Raw genomic sequence first — 16,406 nt, 5'->3', positions numbered from 1 at the left:
AAAACATAGTAAAAAGTAAATGAAGCGATTATTTATCATTATCGGAATCTTGGTTGTATTGGGTCTTTTAGCGATCCCAAAAATTCTTAGTTCTAACGGAGAATCAGCTGGTCAAAATCAATCCGGGTCCGGTAATTCTCCGCTATCAGTAAATGTACATTTGGTAGAACCTGAGGTTTTTGAGAATAAGATATTCACTACAGGGACATTGCTTGCCAATGAGTCTGTAGATCTGAGAAGTGAGATCTCAGGTAAGATCGTGGAGTTAAGCCTTGAAGAAGGAAGGGAAGTAAGAGAAGGCGAAGTACTGATAAAGATAAACGATCGTGAGCTTCAGGCTCAACTTCAGCAGGCTGAATTCAGGATCAACCTGGCGGAAGTACGGGAACAGCGCCAAAAGCAACTGCTTGAAAGAGGAGGGATCAGCCAGGAAGACTATGATGCTACCTTAAACGAATTGAATGTACTCAGATCGGAAGCTGATCTTATTGAAGCCCAGATCGAGAAAACAGAAATATTGGCTCCATTTGACGGGATAGTCGGGCTTAGGTATGTAAGTAACGGGAGCTATATATCCCCAACTTCTGAGATCGCTAATCTGCAATCCATCAACCCGATAAAGATAGAATTCTCAGTTCCTGAAAGGTATGCCGGGGTGGTTCAAAACGGAGATCGTGTGATCTTTAATGTTCAGGGGCAGGAGGATGATTTTGAAGCATCTATTTATGCTATTGAACCACGTATTGAAACTCAGACCAGAACTCTGCGCATCCGTGCTTTGGCTGATAATGTGGAAGGGAAATTATTGCCGGGAGCTTTTGCAAACCTGGAACTGATCTTTGAGGAAATTGAAGATGCTTTGATGATACCAACCATATCGGTAATTCCGGAACTGAACGGGCAAAAAGTATTTCTACTTAAAGATGGCAGGGTTGAAGAACAGCAAGTATCAACCGGAATACGAACAGCCAGTCATGTGCAGATCACTGAAGGAATAGCCCCGGGAGACACGGTACTCACCACCGGTTTACTTCAGGTAAGGGTAGGTTCAGAAGTGAAAGTTGATGAAGTTAATACCTATGAAGGAGAGGGATCATGAGTTTATCGTCACTGAGTATACGCCGCCCGGTTTTAGCAACTGTAATGTCGCTGGTCATTTTGATCCTCGGGATCGTGGCATTCACCTTCCTCGGCATTCGGGAATATCCGGCAACTGAACCACCTATTGTAACGGTAAGTACTTCTTATACAGGAGCCAATGCGGAGGTTATAGAATCACAGATCACCGAGCCGCTGGAAGAAGAGATCAATGGAATTGCCGGAATTCGTACTATGACTTCCACCAGCCGCGAAGGTCGAAGCACGATTACGGTAGAATTTGAGCTGGAAATTGATCTGAACGATGCAGCCAATGATGTTCAATCACGGGTCTCAAGAGCTGTACGGAATTTACCTCCCGATGCTGATCCGCCCGTAGTATCCAAAGCCGATGCCGATGCAAGTCCCATAGTTTTTTTAAATGTCCGAAGTGACAAAAGAAATCTACTGGATCTCTCTGATGTGGCTTTCAATGATTTTAAAGAACGTGTACAGACCATACCGGGTGTAAGTAGTGTACAGATCTGGGGTGAGAAGGAATATTCCATGCGTTTATGGATGGACCCGTTGCGTTTAGCGGCTTATCGTCTTACTCCGCTTGATGTTCAGCAAGCGCTGCAGCAAGAAAATGTGGAGCTTCCCTCAGGCCGTATTGAAGGAGATATGACTGAGCTTACAGTTCGGACCCAGGGGCGATTATATGAGCCTGAAGAATTTAATAACCTGATCATCAGTGAAGATAACGGAAACGTGATCCGCTTTCGGGATATCGGAAGGGCTGAGCTTGGTGCTGCAAATGAACGTACTATCCTTAAAAGGAATGGTGTACCCATGGTGGGGGTGGTAATTGTACCTCAGCCTGGTGCCAATCAGATCGAGATCGCCGATGAATTTTACAACCGTGTAGAACAGATCAAAAAAGATCTTCCCGAGGATATTCAAACGGCTGTCGGCTTCGATACCACGGAATACGTACGTGCTTCTATCAGCGAAGTGCAGCAAACTATCTTCCTGGCGCTTTCTTTAGTAGTGCTTATCATTTTCTTATTTCTGAGAGATATCCGTACAACTATTATTCCTATCATTGTAATACCAATTGCATTGATCGGGGCCTTCTTTGTGATGTATGTTGCCGGCTTCTCTATCAATGTGCTAACATTGCTTGCTATCGTACTTGCCATCGGGCTGGTGGTGGATGATGCGATTGTAGTGCTGGAGAACATCTATGCCAAGATAGAGTCTGGCATGAATGTGATAGAAGCAGGGATCTTAGGCTCACGGGAAATTTTCTTTGCCGTGGTAGCTACATCATTGGCATTGGTTTCTGTTTTTACCCCCATTTTATTCTTAGGCGGATTGACCGGAAGGTTGTTTCTCGAATTCGGTATTGTGATGGCTGGAGCTATTATTATCTCCTCCTTCGTAGCGCTCACACTTATACCGATGCTCTCTACAAAGATCTTAAAATCAGATTCCAAGCATAGCTGGTTCTATAAAAAAACGGAGCCTTTCTATGCCCTTCTTAATCAAAAATATAAGAACAGTCTGGAAACCTTTATGGCCAATAAATGGATGGCTTGGGTGGTTATCGTTGTTTGTTTGGGTGGCATATGGCTGCTATACTCAAATTTACAACAGGAACTGGCACCCCTCGAAGATAGGGGAAGACTCATCGTTAGTTCAACAGCACCGGAAGGAGCTACCTTCGAGTACATGGACCGGTACATGGATCAGCTTACCAATTTTATATTGGATGAAGTACCTGAAACAGAAGGATTGATCACGGTTACTTCTCCCGGATTTGGAGCGGCAAGTTCAGTGAACTCAGGCTTTGGACGAATTATTTTGACGGATGCTGAGGAAAGAGAGCGTAGCCAGCAAGAGATATATAACGATCTGTCCACCAAGGTTCAGGACCTAAGCGGAGCGCGAACATTTATTGCTCAGGAACAGAGTATTGGTGGAGGAAGAGGAGGCCAGCCGGTACAATATGTTCTTCAGGCCAACACGATCGATAAACTCAAAGAGGTGATACCCTCTTTTCTCGAACAAGCCAGGCAAGATCCCACCTTCGCCTTTGTGGATGTGGACCTGAAATTCAGTAAACCTGAGGTAGAGATCAAAATTGATCGTGACAGAGCACAAAACCTGGGTGTTTCAACACGTGATATAGCAGAGACTTTGCAGCTAGCCTATAGCGGACAGCGATTTGGTTTCTTTTTAAGAGAAGGAAAGCAGTATCAGGTAATAGGACAGATGTCTCGTGAAGATCGAGATGCACCTATAGATCTGAAAAGTTTATATGTCAGGAATAATGAGGGGGAGATCATACAGTTGGATAACCTGGTAACGCTGACCGAGCAGAGCAGCCCTCCGCAATTGTATCGTTTTAACCGTTATGCCTCAGCCACAGTCTCAGCAAGTTTGGCTCCGGGAAGAACCATTGGTGACGGGATTGAAGCAATGGATGCTATTGCAGCCGAAGTACTTGACGATTCTTATACTACCTCATTATCGGGGCCTTCGAGGGACTTTGTGGAAAGTTCTTCCAGTTTGATCTACGTATTTCTACTGGCACTGCTGCTGGTGTATTTGGTGCTTGCAGCTCAGTTCGAAAGTTTCAGGGACCCGCTTGTGATCATGTTTACCGTACCACTTGCCTTAACCGGAGCACTGCTGACGCTATGGTATTTCAATCAAACGCTTAACATATTTAGTCAGATCGGTATGGTGATGTTGATAGGTTTGGTAACCAAGAACGGGATTCTGATCGTAGAATTTGCAAACCAAAGACAGGTACAGGGACTTTCAAACCTGGAAGCTATAAAAGATGCAGCAGTTGCACGTTTTCGTCCGATACTGATGACCAGCTTTTCTACGGTCCTGGGAATCCTGCCGATCGCACTTGCACTTGGAGCAGGTGCCGAAAGCCGTAAGTCGATGGGAATTGCCATCATCGGCGGATTGATATTCGCTAGTGTCCTAACACTCTATGTGATTCCGGCACTGTATAACTATATATCGGCGGAACGTTCTGAGAAAGGAGCGATAGATGAAGAGACATTTAGAAAATACGAGAATTTAGAAACTACAGAAGTCAATGCTTAGATCACGCAAATATAGCTTGAGATACGTGCTAAAACCCTTTTTCACCGTAATTCTGTTTGGTGTTTTATGTGGGAATGTGTCGGCTCAGTCAACACTTCAGTTAGAAGAGGCTATCAGAATTGGGCTGGAGAAGAACTTTTCGATCCGGATCGCAGAAAATGAAATACGGATCTCCGAAAATAATAAGTCAGTGGGTAATGCAGGTTTTCTTCCTGTAATATCTGCAGACGGTTCTATCAATCAACGGATTCAGGATAATGTGACTGTATATGGAAATCCCAACATTGCAGACCGTAATGATCAAAATGCAAAAACCACGGTTTATGACTATGGTTTAAATGCTACCTGGACCATTTTTGATGGACTAACCATGTTTGCTACCCTTGATCGACTCAGTGCTGAACTGGATATCAGTGAAGCGGAGGCGAGAAATCAGATTGAACTGGTTTTGGCAGACATCATCAGCGGTTATTATGAGATCACAGGACAACAAAAGGCTGCCCAGGTTTTAGAAAATACCGTAGAGATCTCACAGGAGCGTATTCGGATAGCCGAGACCAAGGAGGAATTAGGTTCGGGATCACAATATGAACTCCTTCTGGCTCGTGCAGATTTAAATACTGACCGAGCTGCTTTGATTCGGTCTAAAAGCTCTTTAAAACAGCTTAAGGTATTGTTAACTTCTGTTTTGGGTGAAGATCGATCCATAGATTTTTCAGTACAACCGGAGATAGTCCTGGCGGATAGTTTGGTTCTTGAAGATCTTATTGAGGATGCGGTTGATCAAAACCAGGAGCTTAATATTGCCCGATTGAATGAGCAAGTGGCACGTTCAGAAATACGTGAGATCAGGGGAGAATGGATGCCTCAGATAGATGTTTCCGGTGGTTACGGATACTCCAGAACAGAAGCCAGTGTTGGGTTTTCCGAATTTTCAGAAACGGATGGGTTTCAATATGGGATCACAGCCCGTATTAATCTGTTTGATGGATTTAATAAAAGCCGGCGCACCGAGAATGCTCAAATTGCCTTGAAGAATGAGGAACTGCGAAGACAGGATCTTCAACTCCGTGTTATAGCCCAGATAAGTCAGATCTACGCGCAGTATTCTGATGCTCTTTCCCTCATCGAACTGGAAGAAGAAAACCTGGAGATCAATAAAGAAACTGTTGATATAGCTTTAGAACGGTTTGAGTTGGGAACCATAAGTTCCATTGAGCTTCGGGAGGCACAACAAAGTTTACTGAATGCCGAAAACCGTTTGATAGAAGCACAGATCGTAGCCAAAACTGCCGAAACTGAGTTACTAAGATTAAGTGGCAGGTTGTTTTCAAGAGTGGAGTAAAAAGAAGAAATTTTCTGAACCCGGTTTAAATTATCCGACCAGATTGAACTTTAAACTGAGCGTGGTCCCACCATCTGAAAACTCTACTGCATCAGCATATTCTTCCATGAGAAAGACACCTCGACCGCTTGTTTTCAAAAGGTTTTCATCGGCGAGAGGATCGGGCAGCTTTTCAGGGTCAAAGCCATCTCCTTCATCACTGGTCTCGAAGATCAGAAGATCCCCATCCTGAAACGCAGAGATCTTTACCGATTTGGTTTCATCCAGTTGATTACCGTGAACGATACCATTGGTAGCAGCTTCAGAAACAGCAAGCATAAGGCGGGCATAGAATTCATCACTGAACCCAAGCTCACTTTGCAGATCGTTTAGGAGTCCTTCTACTTTTTCAACTTCCTCATAGGAAGATTTCAGGGTAAGTGTCTGTAATAATTTCATTCTTTAAGCATATATACCACGCAATTTCAGCGTTGTGGCCACACGATCGATAGCATACACATAAGCTGCCTGACGAAGGGTAATACTATACTTTTCACTTACCATAAACAAGTTATCGAAAGACTCTCTCATCATGCGGTTAAGACGCCGGTTCACGCGTTCTTCTGTCCAGAAATACCCGTGTCGATCCTGCACCCATTCAAAATAGGAAACGGTAACACCACCGGCGTTAGCCAGAATATCAGGGATCACCATGATACCCTTTTCTTCAAGGATCTTATCGGCATTGGCTGTCACAGGTCCATTAGCTCCTTCAGCAATGATCTTTGCATTGATCTTAGGAGCGTTGTCTTTGTTGATCTGATCTTCCTTGGCGGCGGGGATAAGGACATCACATTCCAGTTCGAGAAGTTCATTGTTGGATATCTTTTCAGCTCCCTCAAAACCCTCAAGGGTATTATCATGGGTTTGCGTGTAGTGAATAGCTTCCGAAATATCGATTCCTTCCTTATTATAATATCCGCCGCTGATATCACTTATAGCAATGACCTTAGCACCTTGCTCGTACATCAACTGTGCAGAAACGGACCCTACATTACCAAATCCCTGAACTACTACAGAAGTATTACTCGGAGAAATTCTCAGCTTACCAAGTGCTGCAAGAGTTGTAGTTACAACACCTCGCCCGGTTGCTTCTTTCCGTCCTTTTGAACCTCCCAATATGATCGGTTTTCCGGTTACCACAGCTGTTTCAGTTTTCTTCTGCTTCATGCTGTAGGTATCCATGATCCAAGCCATGGTCTGCTCATTGGTGTTCATATCAGGTGCAGGTATATCACGGTCGGGGCCGAAAACATCAAGCATATTAGCTGTGTAACGTCGAGTCAATCGCTCTAATTCTGATTGCGAAAGGAGTTTTGGGTTGACCCTGACACCGCCTTTTGCCCCACCGAAAGGAACATTGACGACCGCACATTTCCAGGTCATCCATGCCGCCAGTGCCTTCACTTCGTCAATAGTCACATCATCGGAATAACGAATTCCACCTTTGGAAGGACCTAAAATACTGTTGTGGATCACGCGATATCCGTCAAAAACTTCGATCCGCCCATCGTCCATGGTTACAGGTATAGAAACCATAACAACTTTTTCGGGGCTGGAAAGATATTTGAATACACCTTCGTCCAGATCAAGGATTTCGGCTGCAAACCGAAAACGCTCCATCATAGAAGCAAAAGGAGAATCGTGTGCAATATGTGGAACTGGCTCTTTATAATAGCCACTGGAAATAGAGTCTTTTTTTGACATCGTCTGTATTTGGATGAAACATTTGCTTTGTCGCTCTAAAAAAGCGGTTACAAAGTTAAAAAAGAATATGGAAAACTATTGCAGTTTTTATTTGAATTGGGTTAAAATTTGTAGAACAGAAGCTGATATTTAACCCACGTATTGCAAATCTGTATTATCTAATTGTTAAGTATCTGAATCTTTGGCATCTCATAACACTGTCTTAACATATGATCTTTACCCTTGGCTGTAAATCAGCACACATACTAGATTAATGTCAGATCAACAATCAAATCAAAACAGTCCGAGTCCGATAGAAAATTTTATTCCAACCGGTTTTTATGATGTCATAAGACAGGAACGAGTTTTTATCGGTTTGATCGGTCTTTTCTTTTTCATTGCCGGAGTTGTATTTCCTTATGCAGAACTTGCCATGTGGGTAGGTTTTGTGTTTGCAGGATATTCCGCCATTGCTAACGACAGTATCCAAACAATTGGTACATTCCTTGCCTCCAATATGGATAAAAAGTGGTGGGTGTTATGGCTCTGGATAGGCGGGATCTTCCTGATTACGGTATCAGCCAGTTTCTATATTTATGATGGAGATGTAACCTATCAGCGCTTAACATCAAAAGGCTTCGCTGAAGCACCTACTGATTTTTCATTCCTGCAAGTGGCGGCTCCGGTCTTTCTTTTGATATTGACCCGAATGAGGATGCCGGTTTCAACTACCTTCCTGTTGTTGAGCTGTTTTGCTACTTCTGCAGAGGGGATCACTTCCGTACTTGGTAAGAGTTTACAGGGATATGGCTTGGCTTTGATCGCCGGATTGGTAGTTTGGCTGATCGTTACCAATACACTTGAAAAGAGATTCAAAGGAGAACCGCATAAACTTTGGTTGCCAACTCAGTGGATCATATCCGGAACCTTATGGGCAGTATGGGTTATGCAGGATGCAGCGAATATTGCCGTTTATCTTCCCAGATCCCTTGATTTTACCCAATTCCTCGGTTTTGCACTGTTTATCTTCTTTGGCTTAGGCCTTCTATTCTATTTAAGGGGAGATAAGATACAAGAGATCGTAACGGAGAAATCAAGAGTAACAGATGTGCGGTCGGCTACCATTATTGATTTTGTTTATGCCATACTCTTGGTTTACAAGCTTACGGTAAGTACGGTACCTATGAGTACCACCTGGGTATTTCTCGGATTATTGGCGGGACGTGAGATCGGGATGAGCATTATGGATGGCAAAGAAAAGGGCCGGCCTATGGGTAAGGTATTCTCAATGGTCTTTAAAGATCTGAGTTATGCCCTTATCGGATTGGTGGTATCCATAATATTGGCGATCTCAATAAATGAAGATGTCCGAAATGAATTGTTACAAATGGTGGGAATAGGATAGCAATAGCATTGGCTGTTGATATTTAAAAGTAAATACCCCATACTAAGGCGTTCCACACATAGCTTGTTCATGTGTGGAACGCCTTTTTTATTTTCATGAACTGCATTCTTAGTTAAGAAGAACTTTGAGATATCATCAACAGAAATTAATTTAGGTACATTATGAATGCGAACGTTTTAGTACTTAATCAAGACTACCAGCCACTGAGTATTTGCTCTGTGCAGCGCTCTATGAAGCTGATATTTCTGGAAAAGGCTGAACTGCTTCATGATGATCCTGAGAAAGAATTACGCACTACAAGGAGATCTTTTCAATTTCCATCGGTGATCCGTCTTAGGAGTTATATTCGGGTACCCTATGCTAAAATTGTTCTTTCCCGCCGGAATGTAATGCGGCGTGATGATTTCACTTGCCAATATTGTGGTAAGAGATCAGATCTGACCATCGACCATATCATCCCCAAAAGCCGTGGCGGAAAGGATACCTGGGAGAACCTTACCACAGCCTGTGATAAGTGCAATGTTCATAAAGGGAACCGCACGCCAAAGGAAGCAAATATGAAGCTTCATAGTAAACCCTATCGTCCGGTCCCCATTACCTTTTTCAGGGATTCAAATGGCGGGGTTCAAGAGCCCTGGAAGCCTTATTTGTATATGACATAGATCGGCGGAATTTTACGATCAGTCAAACACCAGTGGCTTATATCCCTTATTCATGTAGGTTGTGAAGACCGTAAGCATGGAAAGTCCTTTCGTGATCTGTGGGTTGATCTCATCAAAACCATAGTCTCTGGCAATTAGAGACTGCCCGCAAACAAAGATCTCTACTCCGGCTTCTTTAAGTGTATCGATCAATTCAAGATTGGGATTGTCCAGTTCATATCTTTTTTGATAGGCTGCGTTGTCGATCACCAGGTCTGTTGCTCCACCGTGTATGACAACAGCTACATTCAGGTCTTCGGCTTTCACTCCGCCTAATCCGTGAAGATTCATCATTCTTGCTACATTGTTCAGTCCCGGGTTTAGGCTGGCTTTATCGCGTTGTAAGGTTTTAAGGTCAATAACAATATTGTATTCCATATCCGGTTCAGGATCTACGGAATCAGGGATCTCATAAATTCCTCCAAAATTCTTAATGATCGGAAATTGAGCTTCCTGAGCAAGAACATCAGTTGAGGATAATAATAGCAGCAGAATGAAAAGTGCAGATCGCATCTGGTATAAGATTTATTTTTTTAATTCAGAACAGGATAGTGAATTCAGTCTATGATATCCATAGTCAGGAACAATTATCGGTCATCGTCCTTGACATAAAAAAACCTTATCTTAGAGCTTCATTACGTCAAGAAGCAGTAAGTATTCAATTCTATGAGTAAAAAAGGCAGAGTATTAGTAGCTATGAGTGGCGGTGTAGATTCATCGGTAGCAGCTGTGATGTTACAAGAGCAGGGCTATGAGGTGATCGGTATCACCATGAAAACATGGGATTACCACCGCAGCGGAGGTAATTCGGGGAAGGAGACCGGCTGTTGTACGGTAGAATCCATGAATGATGCCCGTCATATTGCCGTGAATCACGGTTTTAAACATTTCATTGTGGACATCCGTGAGGAATTTGGAGACTGGGTGATCGACCGTTTTGTGGATGATTATATAGGTGGAAGGACACCAAATCCATGTGTGCTTTGTAACACACACATAAAATGGGCTGCTTTACTTAAGAGGGCAGATAATCTTGGTTGTGATTTCATTGCTACAGGTCACTATGCAAAAGTTAGAGAAGAAAACGGGCGCTATGTGATCTCCCGAGGACATGATCCCAAGAAAGATCAGTCTTATGCACTTTGGGGGGTTGCTCAAAAACATTTAGCCAGAACTATTTTCCCGCTTGGAACCTATCCCAAAACCGAAATCCGCCAAATAGCTGAGGATCATGGGTTACTGAATGTGGCCAATAAACCGGATTCATACGAGATCTGCTTTGTACCCGATGACGATTATCGAAGATTTTTGCGTGATCGCGTGGACGGACTTGAAGAAAGAGTATCCGGCGGAAAATTTGTGGACAAGAACGGAAAGGTGGTTGGAGAGCATGAAGGTTATCCATTCTACACAATCGGCCAACGAAGAGGGCTTGATCTAGCTATGGGTAAACCGGTATATGTTACACACATTGATCCGGATACCAATACGATCACTATCGGTGAGAAAGAAGACCTGGTAAGTTCTACATTGATAGCAGGTGAAATGAATCTCATTAAATATGATAAGATCCCACAAAAAGAGATGGAGGTCACAGGGGCCATCCGCTATAATGATGATGGAGCCGTTGGCTACCTCACACAATTGGATGAAGACCGAATGAAAGTACATTTTCCTGCAGGACGTGAAGCGATAACGCCCGGGCAAGCCATCGTTTGTTACGAAGGGAATGATGTTGTAGCCGGCGGGTGGATCAAAAAAGTAAGTGTGGGCATGGAAGATTTAATTACGGCCTGATATTTTATTAGCGAAACAACTCATACTTTTAGACGTTACAATTCCATCAATTAATTCAAACCAATTTACGACTATGAATAAAGGGCGATTATTTATTTCCACTCTCATTCTATTTTGTTCTGTTTTCTCAATCTCAGCTTTCGCACAATTTGAAGGACAGATCTCTATGAATTTGTATAGTGAAGAAAATGGGGTAACCGAGGTAAGTGAACTTAACCTATATGCTACTTCTGACAGAATCATGATCAAAGGAGAAGAAGATTTCGACCTGATGAGTCAGATGAGTACCGATGGACTCCTCATCCGTAATGATCGAAAAGATTTTGTGATAATGACAGGGAACAATCAGGCCTTGCAGGTAACCAAAGAAGAGATCGAAGGCCTGGTAGATATGATGGCGGGTTGGAGCGAAAATGGGAATGGATCTGATGACAAACCAAAGCGTAAAACTACCTACAGCTTCTCTGATCGCACCCAAAATATCATAGGTTTTGACGCTGCAGAATTGATTGTAGAGGATGCTGAAAACCCTAATAAACACTTGTCTATTTGGCTGACTAATGATATTGACGTTAACTGGGGAATGCTTGGAGAGAGATGGAATAAATTACCTGCAGATATTGATGCGGAAGTTAACGGAATGGCTCAGGAAATTATCTTTAAAGGAAAGAACTTCCCGCTGAAGATCGAAGCTGTTGAGAATGGAAAGAGGGTTACATTAATGGATGTAAGTAATGTAAACCGTTCAAGCATTGCCAAGGGAATGGTTGAAGTCCCATCAGGAGTTACTTTGATGAGCTTCAAAGATTTCGTCTTCCAGATGATGATGCAGCAATAACCTTATTTACAGAAAAAGATTTACAAAAGCCCCGCAAAGAAATTTGATCGGGGCTTTTTTATGGTCACATATTGCCTAACAAATACATATCGCCGGTAGGTTGTGGCATTCCGCCTTTTGGTTCCATGGTAATGGCAAAAGCACCATCCGTAGCTGAACTTTGGAGCTGCTCTATCTTAAAGAAGTTATCTCTTCCGGGGTCATCCACTGCAAAAACACCTGCGCTAATAGGCTGGCCGTTCACAATAAACCAAAGCTGGTAATCTTTATCGATAGGTACGCTCGGGATGTTGGCAACCTGAAGCAGTGCATTGCCGCCTTCCTTATCCCAGACCACTTTCCCGTACCCGTTGGGACTCATGTCAGCCAATCCGTCCATCATCACAAGATCAACATCGCGGGCCTCTAAAATGGTGAGTAGTTCCTCTTTACGTTCAACTTCAGACTCGAGACATTCAATGGTGGTTTGCTGTTGAGAGATCATGGCTTCTTTGGTCTGTACCTCTTCCCAAAGGTTGCTGGAATACATTACCAAACCGATACTTGTAAGTATAAAAAGGACAGATGCTGCAACAGCTAAACGATACCATTTCATTTTATGAATGGTTGCGTTCTCTGATCCCCGGGAAGAAGACGCATCTGCAACTTCCATGATCTAATTCTTAACGGAAGGAGAAGGTGTTTCACCTGGATGCTGTGTTGCTAATTCTGATGCAGCAGCCTTTAATTCATAATAAAGAAGGAGTTGCTCCTCATTAGCTTGAGCTAATAACTGCTGAAATTCCCTTTCTTCATTTTCACTCAGCGCCTTGAGTACATGACCGGTACAAAGCTCTGTAAATTTGTTATTCTTATTATTCATAATTCTATATCCTTCGCTAAAAGCTCTCTTAGTTTTAACATCCCATCACGCATCCGTTTTTTTACCGTTCCCAAAGGAATATCAAATTCCTCGGAGATCTCACTTTGGCTCATTCCACTGAAATAAGCTACTTACAATACTTTTCGTTGTTTTTCTGAGATCTCATTTAAAGCCTTATGAACTCTTTCAGCCCGTTCAGATAATATCGTGTTCTCCAAAGGGTCTGATTCATTAGAATACAATGGATGAAAAACATCATCATCATTAAGGCTGGTTGACTGCTTTTTTTGTTCTTTGTAAACCTTGGATCGAAGCCGGTCTATGGATTTATTACGTGCCAGGGTTACGATCCAGGTATAAACGGTTCCTTTCTCAAGGTCAAACTTCTCAGCATTTTCCCAAATCTTGGTAAAGACCTCCTGCAATATGTCTTCGGCCTCTTCTCTCTTCTTAAGAACAGAAAGAATGAGTCCAAAAAGCAATCGGTTATAATTATCATAAAGTTCAGAAAGGGCGGAGGAATCTCTCGCTTTAATACGAGCCATAAGCTCACGATCCCTTTCCTCATCTTTAGTGAGGAACTTACCAATGGTTGTAAGTATGAAAAAAAGCATAGATTACTTTGATATTATGATATACGCAGCAAGTCCCAAACCGGATTGACTAACTGGATAAATTAATAATGTTAATAAAAGGAATTCAAATTCATTTAACGAACTCTTTCTTCATTTCGTTGAGGGCCGTTATTGGGCTCTCACACGTAAATTGCTCACATACATAGAGTGTAGGTTTGCCGTCAGTTTTGTTTTGAGCTGAAGTATATGGAGCAACTTCATTTAATAAGCTTTTGGTTGAATCAGTTCTTATATGATGCACGGAGAAAGGGGAGAAGCTCTTTTTAATCGTGTTTAGTACTTCTTTGATCTCACTTTCGTCTTTTGAAGCTAAAGTGATCTCCCTGGTTTTTGCATTCAGGAACTGAATAGCTTGCATACTGTGGCAAATACTGGCTCCTGAGCGGATCAGATCAGCTGAAAAAGCCTTGCCGATCTTATCTGCATAATTTTCAAGTTCTGTATTTCCTGTAAGCCTGCTTAAACGGATCAAATTCAACATAGCTGTTGAATTGGAAGAGGGAATGGCTCCGTCAAAGATCTGGCGCTGGCGACCGTAAACCTGGTCTTCATCAGAAATGCTAAAAAAGAACCCCCCATTCTTTTCATCCCAGAAAAGATCAATAAACTCCTTATTAAAATCGATCGCTTTCTGTAAGTACTGTGGCTTGAAAGTTGCCTCATACAATTCGATATAGGCCCAGATAAGAAAAGCATGATCATCAGCCATTGCTATGATCCCGGCTTCATCATCTTTAAAACGGTGGAGGAGCTGGCCATCAATAACAAGATGTTGTTCCACAAACTCAGCAGCTTTTCCAGCCATATCAATAAATCTTTGTTCATTGAAGGCAAATCCTGCTTTTGCCAGGGCAGCGATCATGAGGCCATTCCAGTCGGTAAGAACTTTATCATCAAGAAGTGGGTGAATACGTTTCTCTCTTTTCTGAAAAAGGGTGTTTCGGATACTGCTGAACCACTCAAGTTCCTCTGTATCCAGTTCATTTGAAAGGTGAGGAATATTCTTACCTGTTCTTTTCTTAGAAGCTTCATCCTCAAAATTCCCCTCTGATACAACTCCAAACAATTCATTGAATGATGAGGCATCATCTTTGGAAAGAACCGAACCGATCTCTGACTTTTCCCAAACATAAAATTTTCCTTCTTCACCTTCGCTGTCTGCATCCTCCGCAGAATAAAATCCACCATCGGGGTGGCTTAGGTTTCTCTCAATGTAATCGGCTATTTCATAGACCGTCTGTTTAAAAAGTGGTTTTTGCGTGGCCTGCCAGCATTCAGTGTATGCCATCATGAGCAAGGCTTGATCGTACAGCATTTTCTCAAAATGTGGGAGTAACCACTCACTGTCTGTAGAATAACGGTGAAACCCAAAACCAATATGATCCCAGATACCTCCCAATCGCATTTGAGTAAGTGTTTCGGTAACCATCTCAAGAAAACGATCTTCCTTTTTCAATTTCCATTGACGGAGTAGGAACATCAGGTTATGGGGGCTTGGGAATTTAGGTGCTTCACCAAAGCCACCATGTTTGGGATCGAACCGTTGGGCCAGTTGCTCGGCTGCAAAATCTACAGCTTCCATACCGGGAAATTTTCCGCTTTCAAACTCCTGTGATTTCGTAAACCCTTCGCGAATTTTAGTCGTGGCTTTTTCAACACGTTTGGGTTCATTTTTCCACATTCCCACTACTCCGGGAATCAATTGCCTGAGTCCGATCCGATTAAAACGAGCTTCTTTTGGGATATATGTGCCGGCGAAAAAGGGTTCCTTGTCAGGAGTCATAATGATGGTAAGAGGCCAGCCACCTTGTCCGGTCAACATTTGGCAGACCGTCATATAGGTACTATCGATATCAGGTCGTTCTTCCCGATCTACTTTCACATTCACGAAAGCTTCATTCATCAACTTGGCAATGTCGGGATCTTCAAAACTTTCATGGGCCATTACATGGCACCAATGACAGGTTGCATAGCCAATAGAAAGAAAGACCGGTTTGTTTTCTGCTTTAGCTTTTTTGAAGGCTTCTTCACCCCATGGATACCAATCCACCGGATTTTCGGCGTGTTGCTGTAAATAAGGACTTTTTTCTGAAGCGAGTTTATTTGGCATCAAAATCTTTGTTGAATCGTTTACTGTAATCTACGATGAAGCGGTCATACTTGGATTCCATTAACGGGGAAGTAATAAGGAAATCAGCCGATGACCGGTTACAGGCCATTGGAATATTATAGACAATGCTTATTCGCTGAAGAGCTTTTACATCTACATCATGAGGCTGAGCTTGTAATGGATCCCAGAAAAAGATCATCACATCTATTTCATTCTGGACGATCGCAGTACCGATCTGAAGATCCCCTCCCAGTGGACCACTTTTAAATCTGAAAACAGGTAATCCTGTTTTTTCTGAAACCAGTTTTCCGGTAGTTCCGGTACCAAAGAGGTTATGGTTTGAGAGATGCTCACTGTTGTATTCCGCCCAATCCAATAGATCCATTTTACGATGATCGTGGGCGATAAGGGCGATGTTCTTTTTGGGTTTCATAGGCTGAACGGAATCAGCAATGGATGGGTGCATTTTCTTAGCGGACATAGGGTGATCTTTTGAGTGAGTAATGATCTGCTAAAGATGCGAAGTGACCGGCAATTATAAAAACGAACTGGGGGATTTTCCCATTAAAATGGTTTTGATCAGCTCATTTTAAATTTAATAGCTATATTTATAATATTATGTATTGGAAACAACCTATAGGCAATTTATGAAATATGTAGCTATTGCTTGCGGAATACTATTTTTACAACTAAACAAGAAGAGACAGTAACTTTAGATCTTACAAGCGATTCTCATGCGGTTATGGTTGCAAAAGCTGTTAATGATTCTATGATTGAATAGC

The 16,406-nt window shown here is 42.6% G+C and carries 16 protein-coding genes; 7 read left to right on the top strand and 9 right to left on the bottom strand.

Annotated features, from left to right (window positions below):
- Positions 1 to 19: 19 nt before the first annotated feature.
- The 3 genes from ACFSVN_RS09335 to ACFSVN_RS09325 are packed head-to-tail and all read left to right on the top strand — an operon-like array spanning position 20 to position 5,551.
- The gene (locus ACFSVN_RS09335; RefSeq protein WP_390301457.1) at positions 20 to 1,099 is read left to right on the top strand and encodes an efflux RND transporter periplasmic adaptor subunit; all 1,080 of its coding nucleotides are present in this window, start codon (positions 20 to 22) and stop codon (positions 1,097 to 1,099) included.
- A complete protein-coding gene (locus tag ACFSVN_RS09330) occupies positions 1,096 to 4,206 on the top strand; it encodes an efflux RND transporter permease subunit (protein WP_390301454.1) in 3,111 nt (1,036 codons plus the stop codon). Before ACFSVN_RS09335 ends, ACFSVN_RS09330 begins: the two co-directional genes overlap by 4 nt.
- Entirely contained in the window at positions 4,199 to 5,551 is a 1,353-nt protein-coding gene (locus ACFSVN_RS09325) for a TolC family protein (RefSeq protein WP_390301451.1), read from the top strand. Before ACFSVN_RS09330 ends, ACFSVN_RS09325 begins: the two co-directional genes overlap by 8 nt.
- A gap of 30 nt (positions 5,552 to 5,581) precedes the next feature.
- Here the strand turns inward: ACFSVN_RS09325 and ACFSVN_RS09320 are convergent, their stop codons facing one another.
- Both ACFSVN_RS09320 and ACFSVN_RS09315 read right to left on the bottom strand, forming a co-directional pair.
- Positions 5,582 to 5,989 carry an ATP-binding protein gene (locus ACFSVN_RS09320; RefSeq protein WP_390301448.1) on the bottom strand — a complete coding sequence of 136 codons (408 nt, stop codon included), beginning with the start codon at positions 5,987 to 5,989 and terminating at the stop codon, positions 5,582 to 5,584.
- A gap of 3 nt (positions 5,990 to 5,992) precedes the next feature.
- Positions 5,993 to 7,297, bottom strand: coding sequence for a Glu/Leu/Phe/Val family dehydrogenase (locus tag ACFSVN_RS09315; protein WP_390301445.1), 1,305 nt, complete (start codon positions 7,295 to 7,297; stop codon positions 5,993 to 5,995).
- A gap of 253 nt (positions 7,298 to 7,550) precedes the next feature.
- Here ACFSVN_RS09315 and ACFSVN_RS09310 point away from each other — a divergent pair, with 253 nt between their 5' ends.
- A complete protein-coding gene (locus ACFSVN_RS09310) occupies positions 7,551 to 8,681 on the top strand; it encodes a hypothetical protein (protein ID WP_390301442.1) in 1,131 nt (376 codons plus the stop codon).
- Between the two features lie 230 nt (positions 8,682 to 8,911).
- On the top strand, positions 8,912 to 9,343 hold the full coding sequence (locus ACFSVN_RS09305) for an HNH endonuclease (RefSeq protein ID WP_390301439.1): 432 nt from the start codon (positions 8,912 to 8,914) through the stop codon (positions 9,341 to 9,343).
- Between the two features lie 18 nt (positions 9,344 to 9,361).
- Here ACFSVN_RS09305 and ACFSVN_RS09300 read toward each other — a convergent pair whose 3' ends face one another.
- Complete coding sequence (locus ACFSVN_RS09300) at positions 9,362 to 9,895, bottom strand: DsrE family protein (protein WP_390301436.1); 534 nt, start codon at positions 9,893 to 9,895, stop codon at positions 9,362 to 9,364.
- Between the two features lie 153 nt (positions 9,896 to 10,048).
- Here ACFSVN_RS09300 and mnmA point away from each other — a divergent pair, with 153 nt between their 5' ends.
- Both mnmA and ACFSVN_RS09290 read left to right on the top strand, forming a co-directional pair.
- Positions 10,049 to 11,179, top strand: a complete 1,131-nt coding sequence (mnmA, locus tag ACFSVN_RS09295) for a tRNA 2-thiouridine(34) synthase MnmA (protein ID WP_390301433.1) — start codon at positions 10,049 to 10,051, stop codon at positions 11,177 to 11,179.
- Positions 11,180 to 11,252: 73 nt separating this feature from the next.
- Positions 11,253 to 12,017 carry a hypothetical protein gene (locus tag ACFSVN_RS09290; RefSeq protein WP_390301430.1) on the top strand — a complete coding sequence of 255 codons (765 nt, stop codon included), beginning with the start codon at positions 11,253 to 11,255 and terminating at the stop codon, positions 12,015 to 12,017.
- 64 nt (positions 12,018 to 12,081) lie between these two features.
- Here ACFSVN_RS09290 and ACFSVN_RS09285 read toward each other — a convergent pair whose 3' ends face one another.
- From ACFSVN_RS09285 to ACFSVN_RS09260, 6 genes are all read right to left on the bottom strand, one after another.
- Complete coding sequence (locus ACFSVN_RS09285) at positions 12,082 to 12,669, bottom strand: anti-sigma factor (protein WP_390301427.1); 588 nt, start codon at positions 12,667 to 12,669, stop codon at positions 12,082 to 12,084.
- A 3-nt stretch (positions 12,670 to 12,672) separates the two neighbouring features.
- A complete protein-coding gene (locus ACFSVN_RS09280; protein WP_390301424.1) occupies positions 12,673 to 12,879 on the bottom strand; it encodes a hypothetical protein in 207 nt (68 codons plus the stop codon).
- Positions 12,876 to 12,992, bottom strand: coding sequence for a sigma factor-like helix-turn-helix DNA-binding protein (locus tag ACFSVN_RS09275; protein WP_390301421.1), 117 nt, complete (start codon positions 12,990 to 12,992; stop codon positions 12,876 to 12,878). Before ACFSVN_RS09275 ends, ACFSVN_RS09280 begins: the two co-directional genes overlap by 4 nt.
- 18 nt (positions 12,993 to 13,010) lie before the next feature.
- Positions 13,011 to 13,493, bottom strand: a complete 483-nt coding sequence (locus ACFSVN_RS09270) for a sigma-70 family RNA polymerase sigma factor (RefSeq protein WP_390301418.1) — start codon at positions 13,491 to 13,493, stop codon at positions 13,011 to 13,013.
- A 91-nt stretch (positions 13,494 to 13,584) separates the two neighbouring features.
- Complete coding sequence (locus tag ACFSVN_RS09265; protein WP_390301415.1) at positions 13,585 to 15,624, bottom strand: thioredoxin domain-containing protein; 2,040 nt, start codon at positions 15,622 to 15,624, stop codon at positions 13,585 to 13,587.
- Positions 15,614 to 16,057, bottom strand: a complete 444-nt coding sequence (locus ACFSVN_RS09260) for a methylglyoxal synthase (protein WP_390302336.1) — start codon at positions 16,055 to 16,057, stop codon at positions 15,614 to 15,616. Before ACFSVN_RS09260 ends, ACFSVN_RS09265 begins: the two co-directional genes overlap by 11 nt.
- Between the last annotated feature and the right edge of the window lie 349 nt (positions 16,058 to 16,406).

Source organism: Gracilimonas halophila, assembly GCF_042684365.1.
Lineage (GTDB): Bacteria > Bacteroidota > Rhodothermia > Balneolales > Balneolaceae > Gracilimonas > Gracilimonas halophila.
Note: the sequence above shows the minus strand (reverse complement) of the source record. Positions and strands in the feature narration are given on the sequence as shown.

Coding starts and splice junctions, on each gene's coding strand:
- ACFSVN_RS09335 (WP_390301457.1), top strand. CDS start 20: ATGAAGCGATTATTTATCATTATCGGAATCTTGGTTGTATTGGGTCTT.
- ACFSVN_RS09330 (WP_390301454.1), top strand. CDS start 1,096: ATGAGTTTATCGTCACTGAGTATACGCCGCCCGGTTTTAGCAACTGTA.
- ACFSVN_RS09325 (WP_390301451.1), top strand. CDS start 4,199: ATGCTTAGATCACGCAAATATAGCTTGAGATACGTGCTAAAACCCTTT.
- ACFSVN_RS09320 (WP_390301448.1), bottom strand. CDS start 5,989: ATGAAATTATTACAGACACTTACCCTGAAATCTTCCTATGAGGAAGTT.
- ACFSVN_RS09315 (WP_390301445.1), bottom strand. CDS start 7,297: ATGTCAAAAAAAGACTCTATTTCCAGTGGCTATTATAAAGAGCCAGTT.
- ACFSVN_RS09310 (WP_390301442.1), top strand. CDS start 7,551: ATGTCAGATCAACAATCAAATCAAAACAGTCCGAGTCCGATAGAAAAT.
- ACFSVN_RS09305 (WP_390301439.1), top strand. CDS start 8,912: ATGAAGCTGATATTTCTGGAAAAGGCTGAACTGCTTCATGATGATCCT.
- ACFSVN_RS09300 (WP_390301436.1), bottom strand. CDS start 9,895: ATGCGATCTGCACTTTTCATTCTGCTGCTATTATTATCCTCAACTGAT.
- mnmA (WP_390301433.1), top strand. CDS start 10,049: ATGAGTAAAAAAGGCAGAGTATTAGTAGCTATGAGTGGCGGTGTAGAT.
- ACFSVN_RS09290 (WP_390301430.1), top strand. CDS start 11,253: ATGAATAAAGGGCGATTATTTATTTCCACTCTCATTCTATTTTGTTCT.
- ACFSVN_RS09285 (WP_390301427.1), bottom strand. CDS start 12,669: ATGGAAGTTGCAGATGCGTCTTCTTCCCGGGGATCAGAGAACGCAACC.
- ACFSVN_RS09280 (WP_390301424.1), bottom strand. CDS start 12,879: ATGAATAATAAGAATAACAAATTTACAGAGCTTTGTACCGGTCATGTA.
- ACFSVN_RS09275 (WP_390301421.1), bottom strand. CDS start 12,992: ATGAGCCAAAGTGAGATCTCCGAGGAATTTGATATTCCTTTGGGAACG.
- ACFSVN_RS09270 (WP_390301418.1), bottom strand. CDS start 13,493: ATGCTTTTTTTCATACTTACAACCATTGGTAAGTTCCTCACTAAAGAT.
- ACFSVN_RS09265 (WP_390301415.1), bottom strand. CDS start 15,624: ATGCCAAATAAACTCGCTTCAGAAAAAAGTCCTTATTTACAGCAACAC.
- ACFSVN_RS09260 (WP_390302336.1), bottom strand. CDS start 16,057: ATGAAACCCAAAAAGAACATCGCCCTTATCGCCCACGATCATCGTAAA.